General features: G+C 75.1%; 16 protein-coding genes and 1 riboswitch. Of the genes, 3 read left to right on the top strand and 13 right to left on the bottom strand.

Features of this window, described 5'->3' with window-relative positions; genetic code table 11:
- The first annotated feature begins 43 nt into the window (after positions 1–43).
- Both B042_RS0107265 and B042_RS0107260 read left to right on the top strand, forming a co-directional pair.
- Positions 44–2,698: a serine/threonine protein kinase gene (locus B042_RS0107265; protein ID WP_028647732.1), complete on the top strand. Its 2,655-nt coding sequence runs from the start codon at positions 44–46 to the stop codon at positions 2,696–2,698.
- Positions 2,699–2,710: 12 nt separating this feature from the next.
- Positions 2,711–3,682, top strand: a complete 972-nt coding sequence (locus B042_RS0107260) for an aldose 1-epimerase family protein (protein WP_051415527.1) — start codon at positions 2,711–2,713, stop codon at positions 3,680–3,682.
- Positions 3,683–3,828: 146 nt separating this feature from the next.
- On the opposite strand, the gene B042_RS0107255 is transcribed toward B042_RS0107260, so the two are convergent.
- The 11 genes from B042_RS0107255 to fmt all read right to left on the bottom strand — a co-directional run bounded on the left by B042_RS0107255 (position 3,829) and on the right by fmt (position 14,247).
- Positions 3,829–4,449 (bottom strand): NTP transferase domain-containing protein, encoded by a 621-nt coding sequence (locus B042_RS0107255; protein ID WP_051415526.1) that lies wholly within the window; start codon positions 4,447–4,449, stop codon positions 3,829–3,831.
- Positions 4,450–4,552: 103 nt separating this feature from the next.
- A complete protein-coding gene (locus B042_RS0107250; protein WP_028647729.1) occupies positions 4,553–5,737 on the bottom strand; it encodes an XdhC family protein in 1,185 nt (394 codons plus the stop codon).
- Positions 5,738–5,854: 117 nt separating this feature from the next.
- Entirely contained in the window at positions 5,855–6,316 is a 462-nt protein-coding gene (locus tag B042_RS0107245) for a PH domain-containing protein (RefSeq protein WP_028647728.1), read from the bottom strand.
- Positions 6,317–6,559: 243 nt separating this feature from the next.
- A complete protein-coding gene (ribH, locus tag B042_RS0107240) occupies positions 6,560–7,033 on the bottom strand; it encodes a 6,7-dimethyl-8-ribityllumazine synthase (protein ID WP_028647727.1) in 474 nt (157 codons plus the stop codon).
- A 47-nt stretch (positions 7,034–7,080) separates the two neighbouring features.
- Complete coding sequence (locus tag B042_RS0107235) at positions 7,081–8,370, bottom strand: bifunctional 3,4-dihydroxy-2-butanone-4-phosphate synthase/GTP cyclohydrolase II (protein WP_028647726.1); 1,290 nt, start codon at positions 8,368–8,370, stop codon at positions 7,081–7,083.
- A gap of 41 nt (positions 8,371–8,411) precedes the next feature.
- Entirely contained in the window at positions 8,412–9,041 is a 630-nt protein-coding gene (locus tag B042_RS0107230) for a riboflavin synthase (RefSeq protein ID WP_028647725.1), read from the bottom strand.
- 129 nt (positions 9,042–9,170) lie between these two features.
- A riboswitch (FMN riboswitch) is annotated at positions 9,171–9,299 on the bottom strand.
- Positions 9,300–9,365: 66 nt separating this feature from the next.
- Entirely contained in the window at positions 9,366–10,376 is a 1,011-nt protein-coding gene (locus B042_RS0107225) for a phosphatase PAP2 family protein (protein ID WP_028647724.1), read from the bottom strand.
- Positions 10,377–10,550: 174 nt separating this feature from the next.
- Positions 10,551–11,222 carry a ribulose-phosphate 3-epimerase gene (gene rpe / locus B042_RS0107220; RefSeq protein WP_028647723.1) on the bottom strand — a complete coding sequence of 224 codons (672 nt, stop codon included), beginning with the start codon at positions 11,220–11,222 and terminating at the stop codon, positions 10,551–10,553.
- 24 nt (positions 11,223–11,246) lie between these two features.
- Entirely contained in the window at positions 11,247–11,717 is a 471-nt protein-coding gene (locus B042_RS0107215; protein WP_036554258.1) for a GNAT family N-acetyltransferase, read from the bottom strand.
- A gap of 35 nt (positions 11,718–11,752) precedes the next feature.
- Entirely contained in the window at positions 11,753–13,222 is a 1,470-nt protein-coding gene (locus B042_RS0107210) for an RsmB/NOP family class I SAM-dependent RNA methyltransferase (protein ID WP_028647721.1), read from the bottom strand.
- Between the two features lie 89 nt (positions 13,223–13,311).
- A complete protein-coding gene (gene fmt, locus B042_RS0107205) occupies positions 13,312–14,247 on the bottom strand; it encodes a methionyl-tRNA formyltransferase (protein WP_028647720.1) in 936 nt (311 codons plus the stop codon).
- Positions 14,248–14,475: 228 nt separating this feature from the next.
- Here fmt and B042_RS0107200 point away from each other — a divergent pair, with 228 nt between their 5' ends.
- Positions 14,476–16,536: a primosomal protein N' gene (locus tag B042_RS0107200; RefSeq protein ID WP_028647719.1), complete on the top strand. Its 2,061-nt coding sequence runs from the start codon at positions 14,476–14,478 to the stop codon at positions 16,534–16,536.
- 21 nt (positions 16,537–16,557) lie between these two features.
- Here the strand turns inward: B042_RS0107200 and B042_RS0107195 are convergent, their stop codons facing one another.
- Positions 16,558–17,091 (bottom strand): DinB family protein, encoded by a 534-nt coding sequence (locus B042_RS0107195; RefSeq protein ID WP_028647718.1) that lies wholly within the window; start codon positions 17,089–17,091, stop codon positions 16,558–16,560.
- Complete coding sequence (locus B042_RS0107190) at positions 17,082–17,789, bottom strand: SAM-dependent methyltransferase (RefSeq protein ID WP_028647717.1); 708 nt, start codon at positions 17,787–17,789, stop codon at positions 17,082–17,084. Before B042_RS0107190 ends, B042_RS0107195 begins: the two co-directional genes overlap by 10 nt.
- Between the last annotated feature and the right edge of the window lie 157 nt (positions 17,790–17,946).

The following is a 17,946-nucleotide window of genomic DNA, read 5'->3' as shown; positions in this document are numbered from 1 at the left end:
CCACGTCTTTGACCACCTCTCGCGAAGGATGGCCCCGACCCCGATGGCCGCACCCCGACCCGGTGAAGACGACGCCGCCACCCGCAGGATCCCGCCCGCCGCGCCGACCAGGCGGCTCGGCCCCCGGGCGGGCGCCACGCGCTGGGTGACGCGCGTCCTGCGCCCCGGCTCCGCACGGGCCGAGGGTGCGGGGCCCACGCGCGTCGCCGAACCCGCGGCCGGACCGGCGCCGACCGCGCACCCCGGCCAGCCGGCCCGGGGGCCCGCCCCCCGGTGGCGGAGCCTGTTCGGCCCGATCCTGAGCTGGCTGAGCCACCTCGTCTCCCGCGTGGTGGTCGGCCCCGCCGACGACCTGGACTACGCGGTCCCGGCCGAACTGCGCCGCCGGTACCAGGTCCTCGGACACCTGGGGTCGGGCGGCGAGGCCGTCGTCTACCTCGCCGAGCCCTCCGACGAGCCCGGACGGCGACTGGCCCTGAAGGTGTACCGGCCCGGCCACGACATCAACCGCGAACTCCTGGACCGGCTGCGGGCACGCGGGACCGCCTCGCCCCACACACCCGCCATCCAGGGATACGGGACCGCCACCAGCTCCTGGGGCGAGGACCTGGCCTGGGAGGCACAGGAGTACTTCGCCCACGGGTCGCTGCGCGCGGTCATCGACCGGGCGCCGCTGGACGACGCCCACGCGAAGGCCGTCCTCTCCGCCGTCGCCGACTGCCTGCACCACTGGCAGCACGACCTCCAGCACAACCACACCGACGTCAAGCCCGAGAACCTGCTGGTACGCTCCCTCGACCCCCCGGTGGTCGCCCTCACCGACTTCGGCGGCGCCGTGCGCGCCACGATGAGCCGTGTCTACGGCGGCGTCGCGGTCACCGAGGACTACGCGGCGCCCGAGGTGATCGAGGGCCGCCGCGAGGCCCCCGCCGCCTGGTGGTCCCTCGGCGTGATGGCGCACGAGCTGGTGACCGGCCGCCGCCCCGAACGCGGCGGCAACTGGCTGACCGCCCGCAACACCGAGGTGGACGTCTCCGCCGTCGCCGACGAGCACTGGCGCCTGCTGGTGCGCGGTCTGCTCACCCCCGCGCCCGCCGCCCGCTGGGGCCACGCCGAGGTCGTCCAGTGGCTGTCGGGCGGGCGGCCGCGGATCCGCACCGTGAACCGCACCCGCCCGATCGTCTTCGCCGGGGTCGCCCACGAGGACCCGCCCAGTCTGGCCTTCGACCTGCTCGACCGCTCCGACACCGGGGCCATGTGGCTGTGCAGCCACTGGATGGAGCTGCGCAGTTGGCTGGACCGCGAGATCAACGACTACACCTTCGACCGCGCCCACCTCACCGGGATCGGCTCCGACCCGGACCGCGCCCACCTGGCGATCAGCGCGCTGGCCGCCCGCTACGTACCCGGTATGCCGCCCCGTTTCCGCGGGCACGAGATCAGCGCGGACGGGCTGGCCGCCCTGGCCGCGGGCGACGCGAGCCGCCACGGGGTGGTGCGCGAGGCCGTGGAGTCCGGCGCGGTGGGCCTGGCCGCCCAGCACTGGTGCCCGCACCCCTCCTGCCGGTCCGGAGGGTCGGGCCGCTGCGCCGTGCTGGAGCGGGTGCAGCACGAGGTCCCCCTCGTGATGCGCCGTGTGGCCGAAGGCGTCGACCGCGCGGTCGCGGCGGGCCCCGACGCACCGCGCCGCCCCGAACGCCACGAGGTGGACACCGCCTGGGCACGGGCCACCGCGCTGGTACTGGAGCCCGAGACCGCCTCGGAGCTGCGCGCGGCGCTGCGCCGACAGTCGTGGCACCCCACCCAGCGCAGCGCCGCCCCGCACGCCCCCTGGTGGGTGGAGCAGCGCCGCCAGGCCCTGCGCGAGGCCAGGGGCACCGATGCGGCGGCCGCCTCGGCCGCCCTGGTCACCGCAGTCCTGATGCTGCCCGAGGCGGTGCGGATCGGGGGGATCGTCTCCGACCGCGAGCGCGCCGACAGCCGCACCCGGCGCCAGGACCGGTGGGCGGCCCTGGCGGGCTCGGCCCGGGAGCGGTGGGACGGCGCCAGGGCGAGGATGGCGACGGCACAGCAGCGCCGCGCCCAGGCCGCGACCCCGCCCACGCAGCAGAACCCGCCCCCGTACCCGGGACCCCACGGAACCCCGTACCCGCCCTACGGAGGGCCCGCACAGCCCCAGGCCGACCCCGACAGGGCGCGCCGCCACCAGGAGCGGGCCAAGCGGCGGGTCGACCGGACCATGAACCAGATCCAGCGCGCCATGCGCGCGGGCCGGTGCCGCCGCTTCGCCTACCCCGCGGCCCTGCTCGGCCTGCTGGACGGGCTGGGGCGGGCGCTGCGGCCCGACGGGGGCTTCTACCCCGAGAGCGAGTTCGTGGTCTCGGCCTACACCGGACTGCTGGACGCCGCGAACGGCGCGGTGCTCGGCTGGCTGTCGGAAGCCAGCGGCGCTGTCACGGACCTGCTGCCCGCCGGAGCCGGCGACACCTGGTGGCTGCCGGTGGGGCTGGCCGCGGCGCTGCTGGCGCTGGGCCGGACCGCCGCGAGCAGGCGCGGCACCTCCAGGGCGCGCCGCCGCCTGGCCGCCTTCCGGCTGGCCGTGGCGGGGTCGCTGGCCATGGTCGTGGTGCTGCTGTCGACCGGCCTGCTGGCCCTGGGGTCGGGCGTGCTCATCCCGCTGGACGGCCTGCTCGGCTGACCGGTGTGCGCTATGATCGCCCGGTTCATCGGAGATCGGGACCAGACGCGGGAAGGCGGACGGGTGGGAGAGGCGTGGGAACTGCGCTCGGGGGAGTACCGGGCGCGGGTGGACCGGACCGGGGCGGGCTTGCAGGAACTCACCTGGCGGGGCCGGGACCTGGTGTGGCCCTACACCTCCGACACCGGGCCCGACTCCTTCCAGGGCCAGCTCCTGGCCCCCTGGCCCAACCGGACCGCCGCCGCCCGCTACACCTTCCAGGGCACCGAGTACCGCCTGGAGGCCGACGACCCGGCCACCGGCGCCGCCATCCACGGCCTGGTCCACGCGCTGGACTGGTCCGCCGAACAGGTCTCCGAAGAGGCCGCGGTCCTGCGGCTGGCCTTCGGCGGGACGGCCGGCTACCCCTTCCCCCTCGACCTGACCGCCGCCTACCGGCTGGGACCCGACGGGCTGGACGTCACCGTGGGCGTACGCAACACCGGTACGGGGGACGCCCCCTTCGGGCTGGGCTTCCACCCCTACCTCACCCTGGACCGCCCTCTGTGGGAGCTGTCCGAACGCGGGGAGCTCACCGTGTCGGCGGACGCGGGCACCCACCAGCCCACCGACGGCGGGATGATCCCCAAGGGCGCTCCGCTGCCGGTCGACGGCGGGGAACTCGACCTGCGCCCGCCCGGCCGCAGCCTGGGCTCCACGGTCCTGGACACCGCCTTCACCGCCCTGGACCGGGACGCGGAGGGCCGCTCCTGGGTGCGTGTGGGCGGCCCGGAGCACCGGGTGTGCCTGTGGTCGGGCCCCGGCCTGGACTGGCTCCAGCTCTACAGCGGCGACACCCTGGAGGGGCCGCGGCGGCGCGCCGCGCTGGCCGCCGAACCGATGACCTGCCCGCCCGACGCCCTCAACAGCGGCACCGGCCTGCTGGTGCTCGCCCCGGGCGCATCGGCGGAGTACCGCTTCGGCCTCCTCGCCGAACCCGTGTGATGCCACCGGTACGGGCCCAAAGGGCGAGAACGATGAGCACACACGGTGGAGACTGACGGCGGCGCGGACGACCCGCGCGGCCCGCTCGCGTTCGTGGACCACGTGGCCTGACTCCGAGCCGTCCTCCGGGACGGGATCGGAGCGGGTCAGGCACCCTTGAGCAGGCCGCTGACGCGCTCCAGGTCCTCGACGGTGTCGATGTCCTGCGGGCTGGCGATGTCGTCGCAGGCCACCGCGGTGACCAGGTGCGAGTAGGCGCGCAGGAACGGCCGCGCGCCCGTGTCGCGCACGGCCATGTTGTACACGGCCGACCAGTGCTCCCGGCCCAGCAGCACCGGGTTGCGCGGGTTGCCCCCGTAGGTGGCCACGGCCGCGCGCGCCCCCTGGGCGTGGGCGTCCAGCAGCCGCCGCACCGCCTCGGCGGTGACCAGCGGCTGGTCGGCCAGGGCGATCAGGACAGCGTCCACCGCGTCCGGCAGGGCGTCGATCCCCGCGCGCACGGACGAGCCCATACCCGTGGCCCAGTCCCCGTTGATCACCGTGTGGGCACCGCGCACCGGTGTGTCGGCGGCCCCCAGCACCACCATGACCGGATCGCAGCCGCCCCCGGACAGGGTGCTCACCCCCCGGTCGACCAGGCGTCGGCCGCCCACCTCGATGACGGCCTTGGGTCCCCCGATCCTGCTGCCGCCCCCCGCGGCCAGGAGCAGCCCCGCGACCGGGTCCTTCCACTGCCGCCCCGTGTTCCCCGTATCCCCATGAGCCATGCCAAGATGATGTCACGCCCGGGCCCGCGCCACAGGGCGCGTGGCGGATTTGGCCCGAACGTGTGTGCCGGAGCACCAGGGCGCACCGCTGCGAACAGCGGTTTCAGCGGTGGGCCGGTTCCGGTTCACCCGAGGGCGCGACCGAATCCGGCAGTGCGGCCCCGGGCCGCGCGTCAAGGTGGATCCGCCCGCTCGTCTCCCGCAGGGCGCGTCCGCTGCCGCCCCAGCGGCTCTGTACGAGTTCGGCGGCGATGGACACCGCGGTCTCCTCGGGGGTGCGCGCGCCCAGGTCGAGACCGATCGGCGAGTGCAGCCGCGCCAGGTCCCCCTCCGCGACCCCGGACTCGCGCAGCCGCGCCAACCGGTCCTCGTGGGTGCGCCGGGAACCCATCGCCCCGATGTAGCCCGCCCGGGTGGCGAGCGCGGCCCTGAGGACGGGCACGTCGAACTTGGGGTCGTGCGTGAGCACGCACACCGCCGTGCGCTCGTCGATGTCGTCGGCGATCTCGTCCAGGAACACGTGCGGCCACTTCACGACCACCTCGTCGGCGTCGGGGAACCGCTTGGGGGTGGCGAACACGGACCGGGCGTCGCAGACCGTCACCCGGTAGCCGAGGAAGGAGCCCAGGTCGGCGACGGCCGCGGCGAAGTCGATGGCACCGAAGACCAGCATGCGGGGCGCGGGGGCGAAGGACTGGACGAACACCTCCAGCGCGTCGCCGCGCCGCTGGCCGTCCACGCCGTAGCGGAGCAGCCCCGTGCTGCCCTGCGCGAGCATGCCGCGCACGTCGTCGTCGAGGGCATCGGTGAGGCGGTCCCCGGCCGTGCCCGCGTCACCGGTGGACCGGGCGGGCCACACCACGCGGCGGCGCCCCAGGCGGCCTGTGCCGGAGGGGTCGGAGACGACGGTGGCGAGGGCGACCGGCCGGTGCTCCTCGACGGCGCCGAGCACCTCGCCCAGCTCGGGGAAGCCCGCGCGGCTCACCGGTTCGACGAACACGTGCAGGGTGCCGCCGCAGGTGAGTCCGACGCTGAACGCCTCCTCGTCGCTGACGCCGTAGGTCCTGCGCACCGGTACCCCCGTACGGATGACCTCCAGCGCCTCCTCGTAGACGGCACCCTCCACACACCCGCCGGAGATGCTGCCGACGACCTCGCCGTCGGCGCCCACGGCCATGGCCGCCCCGGGCCCCCGGGGCGCGCTCTTGTCGGTGTCGATCACCGTGGCCAGGGCGAACGTGTCACCCGAGGCGTAGAGACCTGCCGCCGCCGCACGAATATCACGCACTCGTTTACCCCTTCCGCGTCCACCCCTAGAGTCCTCGCTTCCAACGTATGTGAGCGAGGTAACGGAAGAAGTCCTCCGTTTCGGGAGGGAACGGGGGCCGGGTCTCCGCGTGCGGGGCTACGCTCCGCCGGGTTCGGCGGCCTCACCCCGTTCGCGCAGCAGCCGCCGGAACTCCTCCAGGCCGCGGCGGGCCAGGTCGCCGTCGGTGCTCTGGATCCCCATCACCGCCAGGGTGGTGCCGTCGGACAAATCCACCGTGGGCCAGGGCTCTCCGACCGGCATGCGCACGTCGACGATCTCCTCCCACGCCAGCACGTGGGTGCGGATGCCGTTGACCACGGTCACGCCGCCCTCGTCGGCCACGAGCCGGGGGCGGCCGAGCAGGTGCAGCCCGGCCGCGATCGCCAGCCCCAGGGCGATGAGCAGGAACCTGTCGAAGGGCCGCCAGTCGGGCGGCAGGACTACCGCGAGCACCGCCATGGTCGCCACGACCAGCAGACCCATCCCGTAGGCGACCAGCCGTGCCGCCCGGGGCCGCCACGTCCTGGGCAGCATCGGCCTGTCCGCCGTCTCGTCCACGGGTCGTTCCTTCGTCCGCACCGAATCTCCAGAGTCCTCCCCCGCGCGGGGGATCACCGTTCCCAGGCTGTGTTTCCTTTGAACCTCCGCTGCGCTTCGGTTCGCCCGCCAGCCCGCCACCGCCCTCAAACGCCGCCTTCGGCGCAGCCCCTCCTCCGCTCGAACACCCGGAGGACGGGAACCTCCGCCAGCCCCGCGGGCACCCTCGCCCCCTGCAACGCGGCACTGCGTCCAAAAGAGCTTCTAGCGTCTCAGACCGCGCAGGACGACGGCCGCGTCCAGGGCGGCCCACGCCGCCTCGGCGCCCTTGTCCTCGACGCTGTCGGGCAGTCCGGCGCGGTCGAGCGCCTGTTCCAGGGTGTCACAGGTGAGTACACCGTTGCCCACGGGGGTGGACTGGCGCAGCGCCACCTCGGTCAGCCCGTGGGTCACCGACTGGCACACGTAGTCGAAGTGGGGGGTCCCGCCGCGGATCACCGCGCCCAGGGCGACGACCGCGTCGTGGCAGCGGGCGAGTTCCTGGACGACCACGGGGAGCTCCACCGCCCCGGCCACCCGGACCACGGCGTGCGCCGCGGCCCCCGAGGCGGACACCACGGCGGTGGCGCGTTCGAGCATCGGATCGACGATACGGGCGTTCCAACGGGTGGCGACGATGCCCACCGACATCCCCGAGGCGTCGAGGCCCTGGGCGTCGGGGCGACCTTCACCGCTCATGTGCGCTTCTCCTGATCGTGTTCGGTTGCGGGTGCCCGGTCTCCGGGCTACTCGGAGGCCACGGCCAGCTCGTGGCCCATCCGGTCGCGCTTGGTGCGCAGGTAGGCGATGTTGTCGTCGGTGACGAAGGAGGGCATCGCCACCCGCTCGGACACCCGCAGGCCGTGCTCGGCCAGCCCCTCGGCCTTGGCGGGGTTGTTGGACAGCAGCCGCACCGAGCCGACCCCCAGTTCGGCGAGGATACGCGCACCGGCCCCGAACTCGCGGGCGTCGGCGGGCAGGCCCAGCCGCAGGTTGGCGTCGACGGTGTCCACCCCCTGGTCCTGGAGGCTGTAGGCGCGCAGCTTGTGCAGCAGCCCGATGCCCCGGCCCTCGTGCCCGCCCAGGTAGACCACGACCCCGCGCCCCTCGTGTGCGATGGCGGCCATGGCGGCGTCGAGCTGGGCACCGCAGTCGCAGCGGTGGGAGCCGAAGGCATCGCCGGTGAGACACTCCGAGTGCAGGCGGACCAGGACGTCCTCGCCGTCGGTGAGGTCGCCGTGGACGAGGGCGACGTGCTCGGCGCCGTCGGCGGTGCCCTTGAAGCCGACCGCCCGCCACTCACCGTACTCGTTGGGCAGGCGGGTCTCCACCATGCGGGTGACCAGGGGCGGCACCTGCTGTTCCGGTGTGAGGGCCTCACCGCGGGCGAGGCGGTGGGCGGCCAACTGCTCGACCGACACCAGTTTCAGGCCGTGCTCGTCGGCGAACGCGCGCAGGCGCGGCAGGCGCGCCATGGTGCCGTCGTCGTTGACCACCTCGGCCAGGACCCCGGCGGGGCGCAGCCCGGCCAGGCGCGCGAGGTCCACGGAGGCCTCGGTGTGGCCGCGGCGGGCCAGGACACCGCCCGGTCGGGCGCGCAGCGGCAGGACGTGCCCGGGGCGGACGAAGTCGGCGGGACGGCTCTCGGCGGCAGCCAGCAGGCGGATGGTGCGGGCCCGGTCGGCGGCGGAGATGCCCGTGGTGACGCCCTCGCGCGCGTCGACGGTCACGGTGTAGGCGGTGCGCAGGCTCTCCTCGTTGCGCGCGGTCATCAGCGGCAGGTCGAGGCGGTCCAGGTCGGGGCCCTCCATCGGCACGCACACCACTCCGGAGGTGTAGCGGACCGTGAACGCCAGGAGCTGGGGGGTGGCGAGTTCGGCGGCGAAGATGATGTCGCCCTCGTTCTCGCGGTCCTCGTCGTCGACGACGACGACGGCACGGCCCGCGGCGAAGTCGGCGATCGCGTCGTCGATGGGGTCGAGGGCCACGGTCGACTCGCCCTCGGCCGTGTCCGCTGTGGTGTCGGTGAGTGTCATGACCGCTCCCTTGGATGGTGGGTGGTGGTGTGGCACCGGGGTCAGCCGCGTCCGGCGGCGGCGACGGCCGCGATACGCTCGACGTACTTGGCGATGACGTCGGCCTCGACGTTCACGGCGGCCCCGACGGCGAGGGCGCCCAGAGTGGTGGCGCGCAGGGTCTCGGGGATGAGGCTGACCTCGAAGTACTCCTCGGCGGCGCCGGGCGCGCTGACGGCGGACACGGTCAGGCTGGTGCCGTCCAGCGTCACCGAGCCCTTCTCCACCAGGTACGGGGAGAGCCGCGCGGGCAGGCCGAAGCGTAGAACGTCCCAGTTGTCACCGGGATTCCGGGAGATCAGGGGCGCCGTGCCGTCGACGTGGCCCTGGACGATGTGGCCGCCCAGGCGGCTGTCGGCGCGGGCGGCGCGTTCGAGGTTGACCGGCGACCCCGGAACGAGGTCGCCCAGACAGGAGCGGTCCAGGGACTCCTTCATGACGTCGGCGGTGAAGGTGCCCTCACCGCGGTCGACGACGGTCAGGCACACGCCGTTGACCGCGATGGAGTCGCCGTGGCCCGCGTCGGAGGACACGCGGGGTCCGCGCACGGTCAGTAGGAGGGACTCGCCTGTGCCTGTGGCGGGCCGGAGGGAGACGACCTCGCCCAGCTCTTCCACGATTCCGGTGAACACGCCCTGTGCATCCCTTCGCCTGGGGCTCCGGGGTGCGCTGGGGGCTGCGGACCGGTTGGTCCACGACGGGTACGGGTTCGGCCCCGGGCCGCCGGAGGGCGCACGGAAAGGGGCGGGACCCGTCCCAACGCGTGCCGCCTCCCATCCGGACTCTCACCGTCGGTACCGGAATTCCACCGGTTCAACCGGCCGATGGATTCGGCCGGGTCGCGGACTGTCACCGCCGGTTCGGACTTTCACCGACCCCGGAGCACACGTTCGACTGCTGTCTCGGTCAGGATCCTACCCGCTCACCGTCCGGAGCGAGCACCCGGGTGAGATCTATCACCGCATGCCAGAGGCTTGACCAGCGCTGGAACGCTGTGCGAGGCCGCTGCGCACGAACGTCTCGGGTGCGCCGAAGGACGCCCAGAGGGCGACGAGCGCGTAGAGGGCGAACTCCGCCACCGCCAGGGCCAGCCCCGCCAGGTCCCCGAACAAGACCTCCTGGAGCACCGGTGCGAGGACGATCACGGAGAGGCCGAGCACGAACCGGGCCGCGCGGGCGGTCAGGGCCCCCTCGGCGCTGTACCAGCCGCGGCCCGCGAGCAGGGTGAACCCGACCAGGCCGCCGAGCAGCGCACCGCACACGGAGAAGAGCCCGGCGAGTGTGGCGCCGGCCGGGTCCGGGGGCACGGCCCCCCTCCAGTCGGAGGAGGCCGACCAGCCACCGCCCACCAGAGCCTGCCACAGGGCGGCGAACACGCACGGCAGCACCGAGACGGCCACGGCCAGAGACGCCCAGCGCGCGGTGGGCAGGCCCCGCCACCACCGCACGGCCCTCTCCTCCCACCGCAGGGCCGCCCACAGCAGCGCGGCCCCGACGAGCAGACCGGCGAGGACGTCGCTGACGAAGTGCACGCCCAGGTAGACACGGGACACACAGATCAGGGCGATCAGTACGACGGCCGCCCACAGCCACGGCCGCCGGCCCGACCGCACCCCCAGGTAGCCCCACAGGACGGTCGCGTTCTGGGCGTGGCCGGAGGGCATCGCGAAGCTGGACTCGGCCGCGTGCGCGACCACCTGGTGGCTGACCCAGGAGGGGCGCGGCGCGTAGAGCACCGCCTTGAGCAGGTAGTTCAGACCGGCGGAGGCGATGACGGCGACGAAGAGGCGCGCTCCGGCGCCCGCGTGCACACACCAGAAGACCAGCGCGAGCACGAGGACGACGGCGTCCTGCGACGCCAGTTCGGTGATGAGGGCGAAGGGGACGGCCGCCCAGTCCCCCAGTCCCTGTACCCACAGGACGGGCGCGGTCTCCGCCTCACGAAAGGCGTCCGTGGCAGCGTGCAACGCGAACCTCCCCGCTCGCGCCTGGCAACGCACTCACACCGCGCCGCTCCCCTGGTTCGGTGCCCACGCGGGGGTACGGAGCCGCGACCAAGCCGAATCGACGACTACGGTCCGCCACCGTAGGGGAGGCGGCCCCGTGCGGCCAGGAGCACACCCGAGGCCGCGCCTGGATCGTTACGCGAGCGGGCTCGCCTTGGCGGCCAGGGCACGCAGGGAGTCCACCGCCGAGGCGGGGTCCTGCGCGCCGTAGACCGCGGAGCCCGCGACGAAGACGTCGGCGCCGGCCTCGGCGGCGCGTTCGATGGTCTCGGCGCTCACGCCGCCGTCGACCTGGAGCCACACGGAGGACTGGCGGCCGTCGAGGAGTTCACGCGCCCGGCGGATCTTGGGCAGGACCATGTCCAGGAACTTCTGCCCGCCGAACCCGGGTTCGACGGTCATGAGCAGGAGCATGTCCATCTCGCCGATGAGGTCGGCGTAGGGGTCGACCGCCTCCGCGGGGTTGAGGGCCAGTCCGGCGCGGGCACCCAGGCGGCGGATCTCCCGCAGGGTGCGCACGGGGGCGCCCGCGGCCTTGGCGTGGATGGTGACACTGCCCGCGCCCGCCTCTGCGTAGGCGGGGGCCCACCGGTCGGGGTCCTCGATCATCAGGTGGCAGTCCAGGGGGGTGGTCGTCGCCTTGCGCAGGGACTCCACCACCGGAAGGCCGAGCGTCAGGTTCGGGACGAAGTGGTTGTCCATCACGTCGACGTGGAGCCAGTCGGCGGCGGGGGACACGGCCGCCGCCTCGTCGGCGAGGTGCGCGAAGTCGGCGCTGAGGATGCTGGGTGAGATCTGGATTGCCACGCCCGCAGTGTAGCCGTATCCAGGTCAGCCGCTCACGGTACGGGCCATCGCCAGGCGGGGCCGGACGCGGATCGGTGCCTCGGCCTCCCACAGCCGAGCCAGCTCCGGCCCCCACTCCCGCTGCGCCAGCGGCGCGAAGCCGCGCCGCGCGTACCAGGGGCCGTTCCACGCCAGGTCGCGGAAGGTGGTGAGGGTGACCCGGCCGCGCCCCTGCCGCGCCGCCTGGGCGCACACCGCCTCCAGCAGGGCCGAACCGATCCCCCGGCGTCCGTGGCCGGGGTGGACCGCGAGCTGTTCCAGGTGGGTGCGGCCGTCCACGGCCGCGGTCGCGGCGAGGCCGCACACGACGCCGCCGTCGAGGGCGACCAGCACCCGCTCAGCGCCGGCGAGCATCGGCCGGGGGTCGTCGGGCGGCAGGACCACCCCGGCGTCGGCGAACAGCGCGTCGGCGGCCAGCGACACCTCGACCAGGGCGGGCACGTCCCGCTCCGCCATGGGCCGGATCACCGGTTCCACCCGCGCTCTCCCGTTCACCTGACGTCCCGGCGCAGCAGGGCCAGGAACATGGCGTCGGTGCCGTGCCGGTGCGGCCAGAACTGGGCGTAGCGCCCCTCCGGCCCGGCCGCCAGGCCGGGCACCTCGTCCAGGTAGTCGGGGGCCCGCAGCAGGGTGAGGTCCCCGCGCCCGTCGAGGACCTCGCCCACGACGGCGTCGGTCTCCTCCAGCAGCGGCGAGCACGTCACGTAGGCCACCACGCCGCCGGGGCGCACGGACTCCACGGCGCTGGTGAGCAGGTCGCGCTGGAGCGGCACCAGCTCCTCCACCGACTGCGGGGTGCGGCGCCAGCGCGCCTCGGGACGGCGGCGCAGCGCGCCCAGCCCGGTGCAGGGCACGTCCACCAGGACGCGGTCGAACGTCCCCGGCCGCCACGCGGGCGCGGTCCCGTCGGCGGCGATCGCCCTCCCGGCGTCGCGCGGGGCGCGGTGCACGGCGGTGGCCACCAGCCCGGCGCGGCCCGGCTGGGCCTCCGACGCCAGCAGGCGCGCCTCGCGCTGCCCGGCCAGGCAGGCCAGCAGCCCGGCCTTGCCCCCCGGACCGGCGCACACGTCCAGCCACAGGGCGTCCCGGCCCCGGGCGTCCACCCGGGTCAGCGCGAGCGCGACCATCTGGCTGGCCTCGTCCTGCACGGCCGCCCGGTGCTGGCGCACCTCGCGCACGGCCGAGGGGTCGCCCTCGGCCAGGTAGGCGGCGTAGGGCGAGTAGCGCGCCCGTTCGGCACCGGCCGCGACCAGGTCGGCGGCGCGGGCGCGGCCGGGCTTGGCCACCAGCGTCACCCTGGGCCGCTCGTTCTGGGCGGCCAGCAGCCGCTCGGTCTCCACCAGGCCGGTGGAGGAGTGCTCCCCCAGGGTGCGGGCCAGCGCCTTGACCACCCAGCGCGGGTGGCTGTGCACCACCGACAGGTACCCGCTGGGGTCGGTGCCCCGGTCGGGGGCGACCACGGAGATCCACGCCTGGAGGTCGCGCGCCGACACCTTGCGCAGGACGGCGTTGACGAACCTGGCGCGGTGGTGGCCGACCACTTTCCGGGCCAGGTCGACGGTGGCGCTGACCGCGGCGTGGGAGGGGATGTTCGTGGACAGCAGTTGGTGGGCGCCCAGCCGCAGCACGGGCAGCGCCTCACGGTCCACCGACGCCAGCGTGCGGTCCACGCACCTCTGGAGGACGGCGTCGTAGGTGCCCTGGTGGCGCAGCGTCCCGTAGGTCAGCTCGGTGGCCAGGGCGGCGTCGCGTCCGCCGACCCCCCGCTCCCGGAGCAGGGCGGGCAGCAGCAGGTTGGCGTAGGCGTCGCGCTGCTCGACGGCGAGCAGCACGTCGTAGGCGGTGCGGCGCGCCGGGTCGCGGGGCCGGGGCGGCTGCCCGGACGGTCCGCTGCCGCCGCCCTTACCGGGCCGGTGGCCCCGCCGGGGCCGACGGTGCGGGGATCGGGACTGCTCGCTCAACGGTGCTCTGCCTCAACGAAAGCCGGGGACGGGGGTCCGGTGCGGGACGGGACCGCGCCCGTCCCGCACCGGACCGAGCCTACGGCAGTTCAGCGCCCCAGAAGGTCGTCTTCGGTGGGGCGCACCCCGCGCGCCCAGTCGACGGCGGCCATCGCGCGCTTGCCCTGGGGCTGCACGGTGCCCAGCACGACCGGGTTGGTGCTGGTCCCGGCCAGGACGCGCCTCTTGCCGACGTGCAGCCGCCCGGGGTCGAGCATGGGGGTGTCGGCGTCGGTCACCGGCCGGACCGGGCCCACCTTGAGCCGGGTGCCGCGGAACGTGGTCCACGCGCCGGGGTCGGGTGTGCAGGCGCGGGCGAGGCGGTCCACCCGCAGGGCGGGCGCGGTGAAGTCCAGTTCGGCGTCGAGCGTGGTGAGCTTGGACGCGTAGGTGGTCCCCGAGGCCTCCTGAGGAACCGGGTGCAGGTCTCCGCGGGCGATGCCGTCGACGGTGCGCAGCAGCAGCTCCGCCCCGGCCACGGCCAGGCGGTCGAGCAGCTCACCGCTGGTGTCGGTGGGCCGCACGGCCTCGGTGAGGGTGCCGTACACCGGCCCGGCGTCGAGCTCCTTGACGATCCGGAACGTCGTGGCCCCCGTGACGTCGTCGCCGTGCATCAGGGCGTGCTGCACCGGCGCCGCGCCGCGCCAGGCGGGCAGCAGCGAGAAGTGCAGGTTCACCCATCCGTGCTCGGGCACGTCCAGGGTGCGCTGGGGCAGCAGGGCGCCGTAGGCGACGACGGGGCAGCAGTCCGGGGCGATCTCGGCGAGCCGTTCGAGGAACTCGGGGGCCCCGGCCCTCTCCGGTTTGAGGACCTCGATCCCCTCGGCGGCGGCGAGCTCGGCCACGGGGCTGGCGGACATGCGGCGGCCCCGGCCGGAGCGGGCGTCGGGCCGGGTGACCACCGCGGCGACCTCGTGGCCGGAGTCGATCAGCGCGCGCAGCGACGGCACCGCCGCCTCCGGTGTTCCGGCAAAGACGAGCTTCAACGGTGTCCCCTCCCCTAGGTACGTCTCTCCGTGCCCCGGCCGCACCCCCGCCGCACTCGGCGGACGCCTTCGGCGCGGTCGCGTCCCCCGCGGGCCCACGGAGAACGGGAACCCGCGATCTCCGCGGTGCGCCCGGGTCACAGTTCTACCAGCCGCCCGGGCCGCAGGCGGCCGGGCTCTGCGGACGGCCCCGGCCGGTGTCGGAGCGTTCTGGTAGACCAGGGGATGATGACCGAGCAGCCCGACGGACCCGAAGGGGTCCTCTTCGACCTTCCGGCCGGGGAGACCCCCCGGTCGGCAGCGGCCCGGGCGCCCCGGCCGAAACCGCGCAGCCCGGCCGAGCGGCTGCCCGTCGCCCGCGTGGCGGTGGACACCCCCCTGCCCCACCTGGACCGCTGCTTCGACTACCGTGTGCCCGCCGACATGGACGAGTCGGCCGTCCCCGGCTGCCGGGTCAAGGTGCGCTTCAACAACCGCAAGCTGAGCGGCTTCCTCGTCGAGCGCACGGAGACCTCCGACTTCCCAGGCCGCCTGGCCTACCTGGACTCGGTGGTCTCCCCCGAACCCGTGCTGACCCCGGAGGTCCTGGGTCTGGCACGCGCCGTCGCCGACCGCTACGCGGGCACGCTGAGCGACGTCCTGCGCCTGGCCGTCCCACCGCGCCACGCCCGCGTGGAGAAGGAGGAGCGGCCCGAGGCACCCCCCGAGCCCGTGCCCGAACCCGTCGACGGCCCGTGGGCGGACTACCCCGAAGGCCCCTCCTACCTGCGGGCCCTGCGCAAGGGCCGGCCCGCACGGGCCGTGTGGAACGCCCTGCCCGGACCGGAGTGGCCCGAGGCCGTGGCCGCCGCCGCGGGGGCGGCCCTGGCCGGCGGGCTCGGCACGGTGATCGTGGTGCCCGACGGCCGCGACGTCGCCGCCGTGGACCGTGCGCTGCACCGCCTTCTGGGCGAGGGGCACCACCTGGCCCTGACCGCCGATCTCGGTCCCGCCGAGCGCTACCGCCGCTGGCTCGCCGTGCTGCGCGGCGGCGCCCGGATCGTCGTGGGCACGCGCGCCGCGGTGTTCGCCCCGGTCCGCGACCTGGGGCTCGTGGTTCTGTGGGACGACGGAGACGACGTGCACGCCGAACCGCACGCCCCCTACCCGCACGCGCGCACCGTCCTGTCGATGCGCGCGCACCGCGCCGACGCCGCCGCGCTGATCGGCGGCCACACCCGCACCACCGACGCCCAGCTCCTCCTCGAATCGGGGTGGGCGCACCCCCTGGCGGCCGACCGGACCACTCTGCGCCGGAGGGCGCCCCTGGTGCGGGCCGCCGGGGACGACCGCGAACTGGCCCGCGACGGCGCGGCGCGGTCGGCGCGGATGCCGAGCCTGGCGCTGCGCGCGGCCCGGGAGGCCTCCCGCAGCGGCCCGGTGCTCTTCCAGGTGCCCCGGCGCGGCTACCTCAACACGCTGGCGTGCGCCGGCTGCCGCGAGCCCGCACGGTGCGACGCCTGCCGGGGACCGCTGGCGGTGCGCGGCTCGCACGCGGTGCCCTCCTGCGGCTGGTGCGGGCGGCTGGCGGGGCAGTGGGCGTGCCCGGAGTGCGGGGTCTCGCGGATGCGCGCGGTGGTGGTGGGGGCCCGGCGCACCGCCGAGGAGCTGGGACGCGCCTTCCCGTACCTGACGGTGCGCACCTCCGGCCGGGGCGAGGTGCTCGCCTCGGTGGCCGACGAGCCGTCGATCGTGGTGGCCACCCCGGGCGCCGAGCCCGTGGCCGAGAAGGGGTACGCGGCCGCCGTGCTGCTGGACGGCTGGGCACTGCTCAACCGGATGGACCTGCGGGCGTCGGAGGAGGCGCTGCGCCGGTGGCTCAACGCCGCCGCGCTGGTCCGCCCCGGCGCGACGGTGGTGGTCTGCGCCGAGGCCTCGCTTCCGGTGGTCCAGTCCCTGGTGCGGTGGGACCCGGGCGGGTTCGCCGCGCGCGAACTGGCCGAGCGCCGCGAACTGGGCTTCCCCCCGGCGGTGGCGATGGCCTCCGTCACCGGGGCCCCCGAGCACGTGCGGGAACTGGTCGACCAGCTGGAACTTCCGGAGCGCACCGACCTGCTGGGGCCGGTCCCGGTGGCGTCCTCGGGACCGGGACCGGCGGAGGCCGAACCCGTCGAACGCGCCCTGCTGCGGGTGCCCCGCGGCGGTGTGGGGGCGCTGTCACAGGCGCTCAAGGCCGCGGCGGCCAACCGCAGCGCGCACCGGGACGAACACCTGGCCCAGGTCCGCGTCGACCCGGTGCACGTGGTCTGACAGCGGGGGCCGGATGACGGGTCAGTTCCGGGCCCGGTACAGGTCGCGCAGCAGGGCGACCTCCGCACCGTGGTGGATGATCTCCCGGTTGAGGTGCAGCACCAGCGCCACCATCGGGAAGCTGGACCATTGGGAGGCCTCCGCGGCACCCACCGGGGCGGCCATCGCCTCGTCGTCCAGGGCGGCGAGGTGGCCGATCCAGGACCGGTAGGCCCGGCGCAGCCGCTCACGGGCCTCGTCGGCGCCGGAGGGCCAGTCGGCGTTCGCGCGCGTGGCGGTGCGGTCCCCGAAGTGCCAGTCGTCCCGCAGTTCCAGAACCTCCACGATGATGTGGCCGAGCCGCCAGGCGATCGTCGTCACCGGCGGCGGGTCCGGTTCGGGGACGGCGTAGTCGGGGGCGTGCCTGCCGTCAGACCTCTCACGGACGGTCCACGCCCCCGGCACCGGCTCCCAGAAGAACTCGTCGTCGGTGAGCCCCTCCAGCCGCGGCCAGAGGGAGTAGTCCCAGTGGAACTGCGACTGCGCCAGGATCTCCCCGGTCCAGTTCACTGCCATCGGCGCGGCCTCCCCCGTCTCGTGTTCACCGTGCCCGGCGCACGGGCCAGTCCGCCCAGGGTCCCGGTTCCGGGCAGCGGCACGTCCTCGTCCGGGTAGGGCCACCAGCCGATGTCGGCGACACCCGGCTCCAGTGGCACAAAGGGGGAGAAGGCGGCCTCCACCACCGCGTGGGACGAGGCCCCGGCCAGGGCGAGGTAGCCGCCGCCGGACATCCGGGTGTGCAGGTCGCCGATCCACGCGGGGGGCTCCTGCGCGGCGAAGGGGCGGGTCATGAGAACGGCGAGGGGCTCGCTGAAGTCGACGAGCCCGGAGGCGGACATGCGGTCCAGGAGAGCGGTCGGAGCGGCGTCCGCGCGGGAGAGGGCTGGCACACCCGGCTCGGCGACCACCCCCGCCACTCCGGCGGGCACGACACGCACGACGGCCGCCTCCGGATCGCGCTGGCGGACCCGGGCCGCGGTCCCGGGGGCCGGGCACCCCCAGTCGACGAACTGGCGCACCCCGGCGTCGACGGCCAGGTAGTCGATCACCCTGTCCAGGAAGCGCCGGTGCAGGCGGACGTCCTCGTCGGCCCCGGGCGGGGCCTGCCTGGCCAGGGGGAGGACGTCCCGGCGACGCCGGAAGGGCCACGCGGACCCGCGCCTCCAGGGGGCGCGTGGGAACGTGCTCTCCTCGGGTCGTCGGACTTCCGTCACGGTCACGCTCCCCCAGCCGGTTCGCTCATGGGAGGCACGGCGCTCGGGAACGCACCGGTCGGGTCCGCCTGCTCACGCCCTGCCGTGTTGGACCTCCGATGGTATCGCCTGCGGGGTGATTCCCGACACACCCCCTGGTAACGCAGATCTCCCCTGG

The sequence above is a fragment of the Nocardiopsis sp. CNT312 genome, assembly GCF_000515115.1.
Taxonomy (GTDB): domain Bacteria; phylum Actinomycetota; class Actinomycetes; order Streptosporangiales; family Streptosporangiaceae; genus Nocardiopsis.
This window is presented reverse-complemented; position numbering and strand designations above follow the sequence as displayed.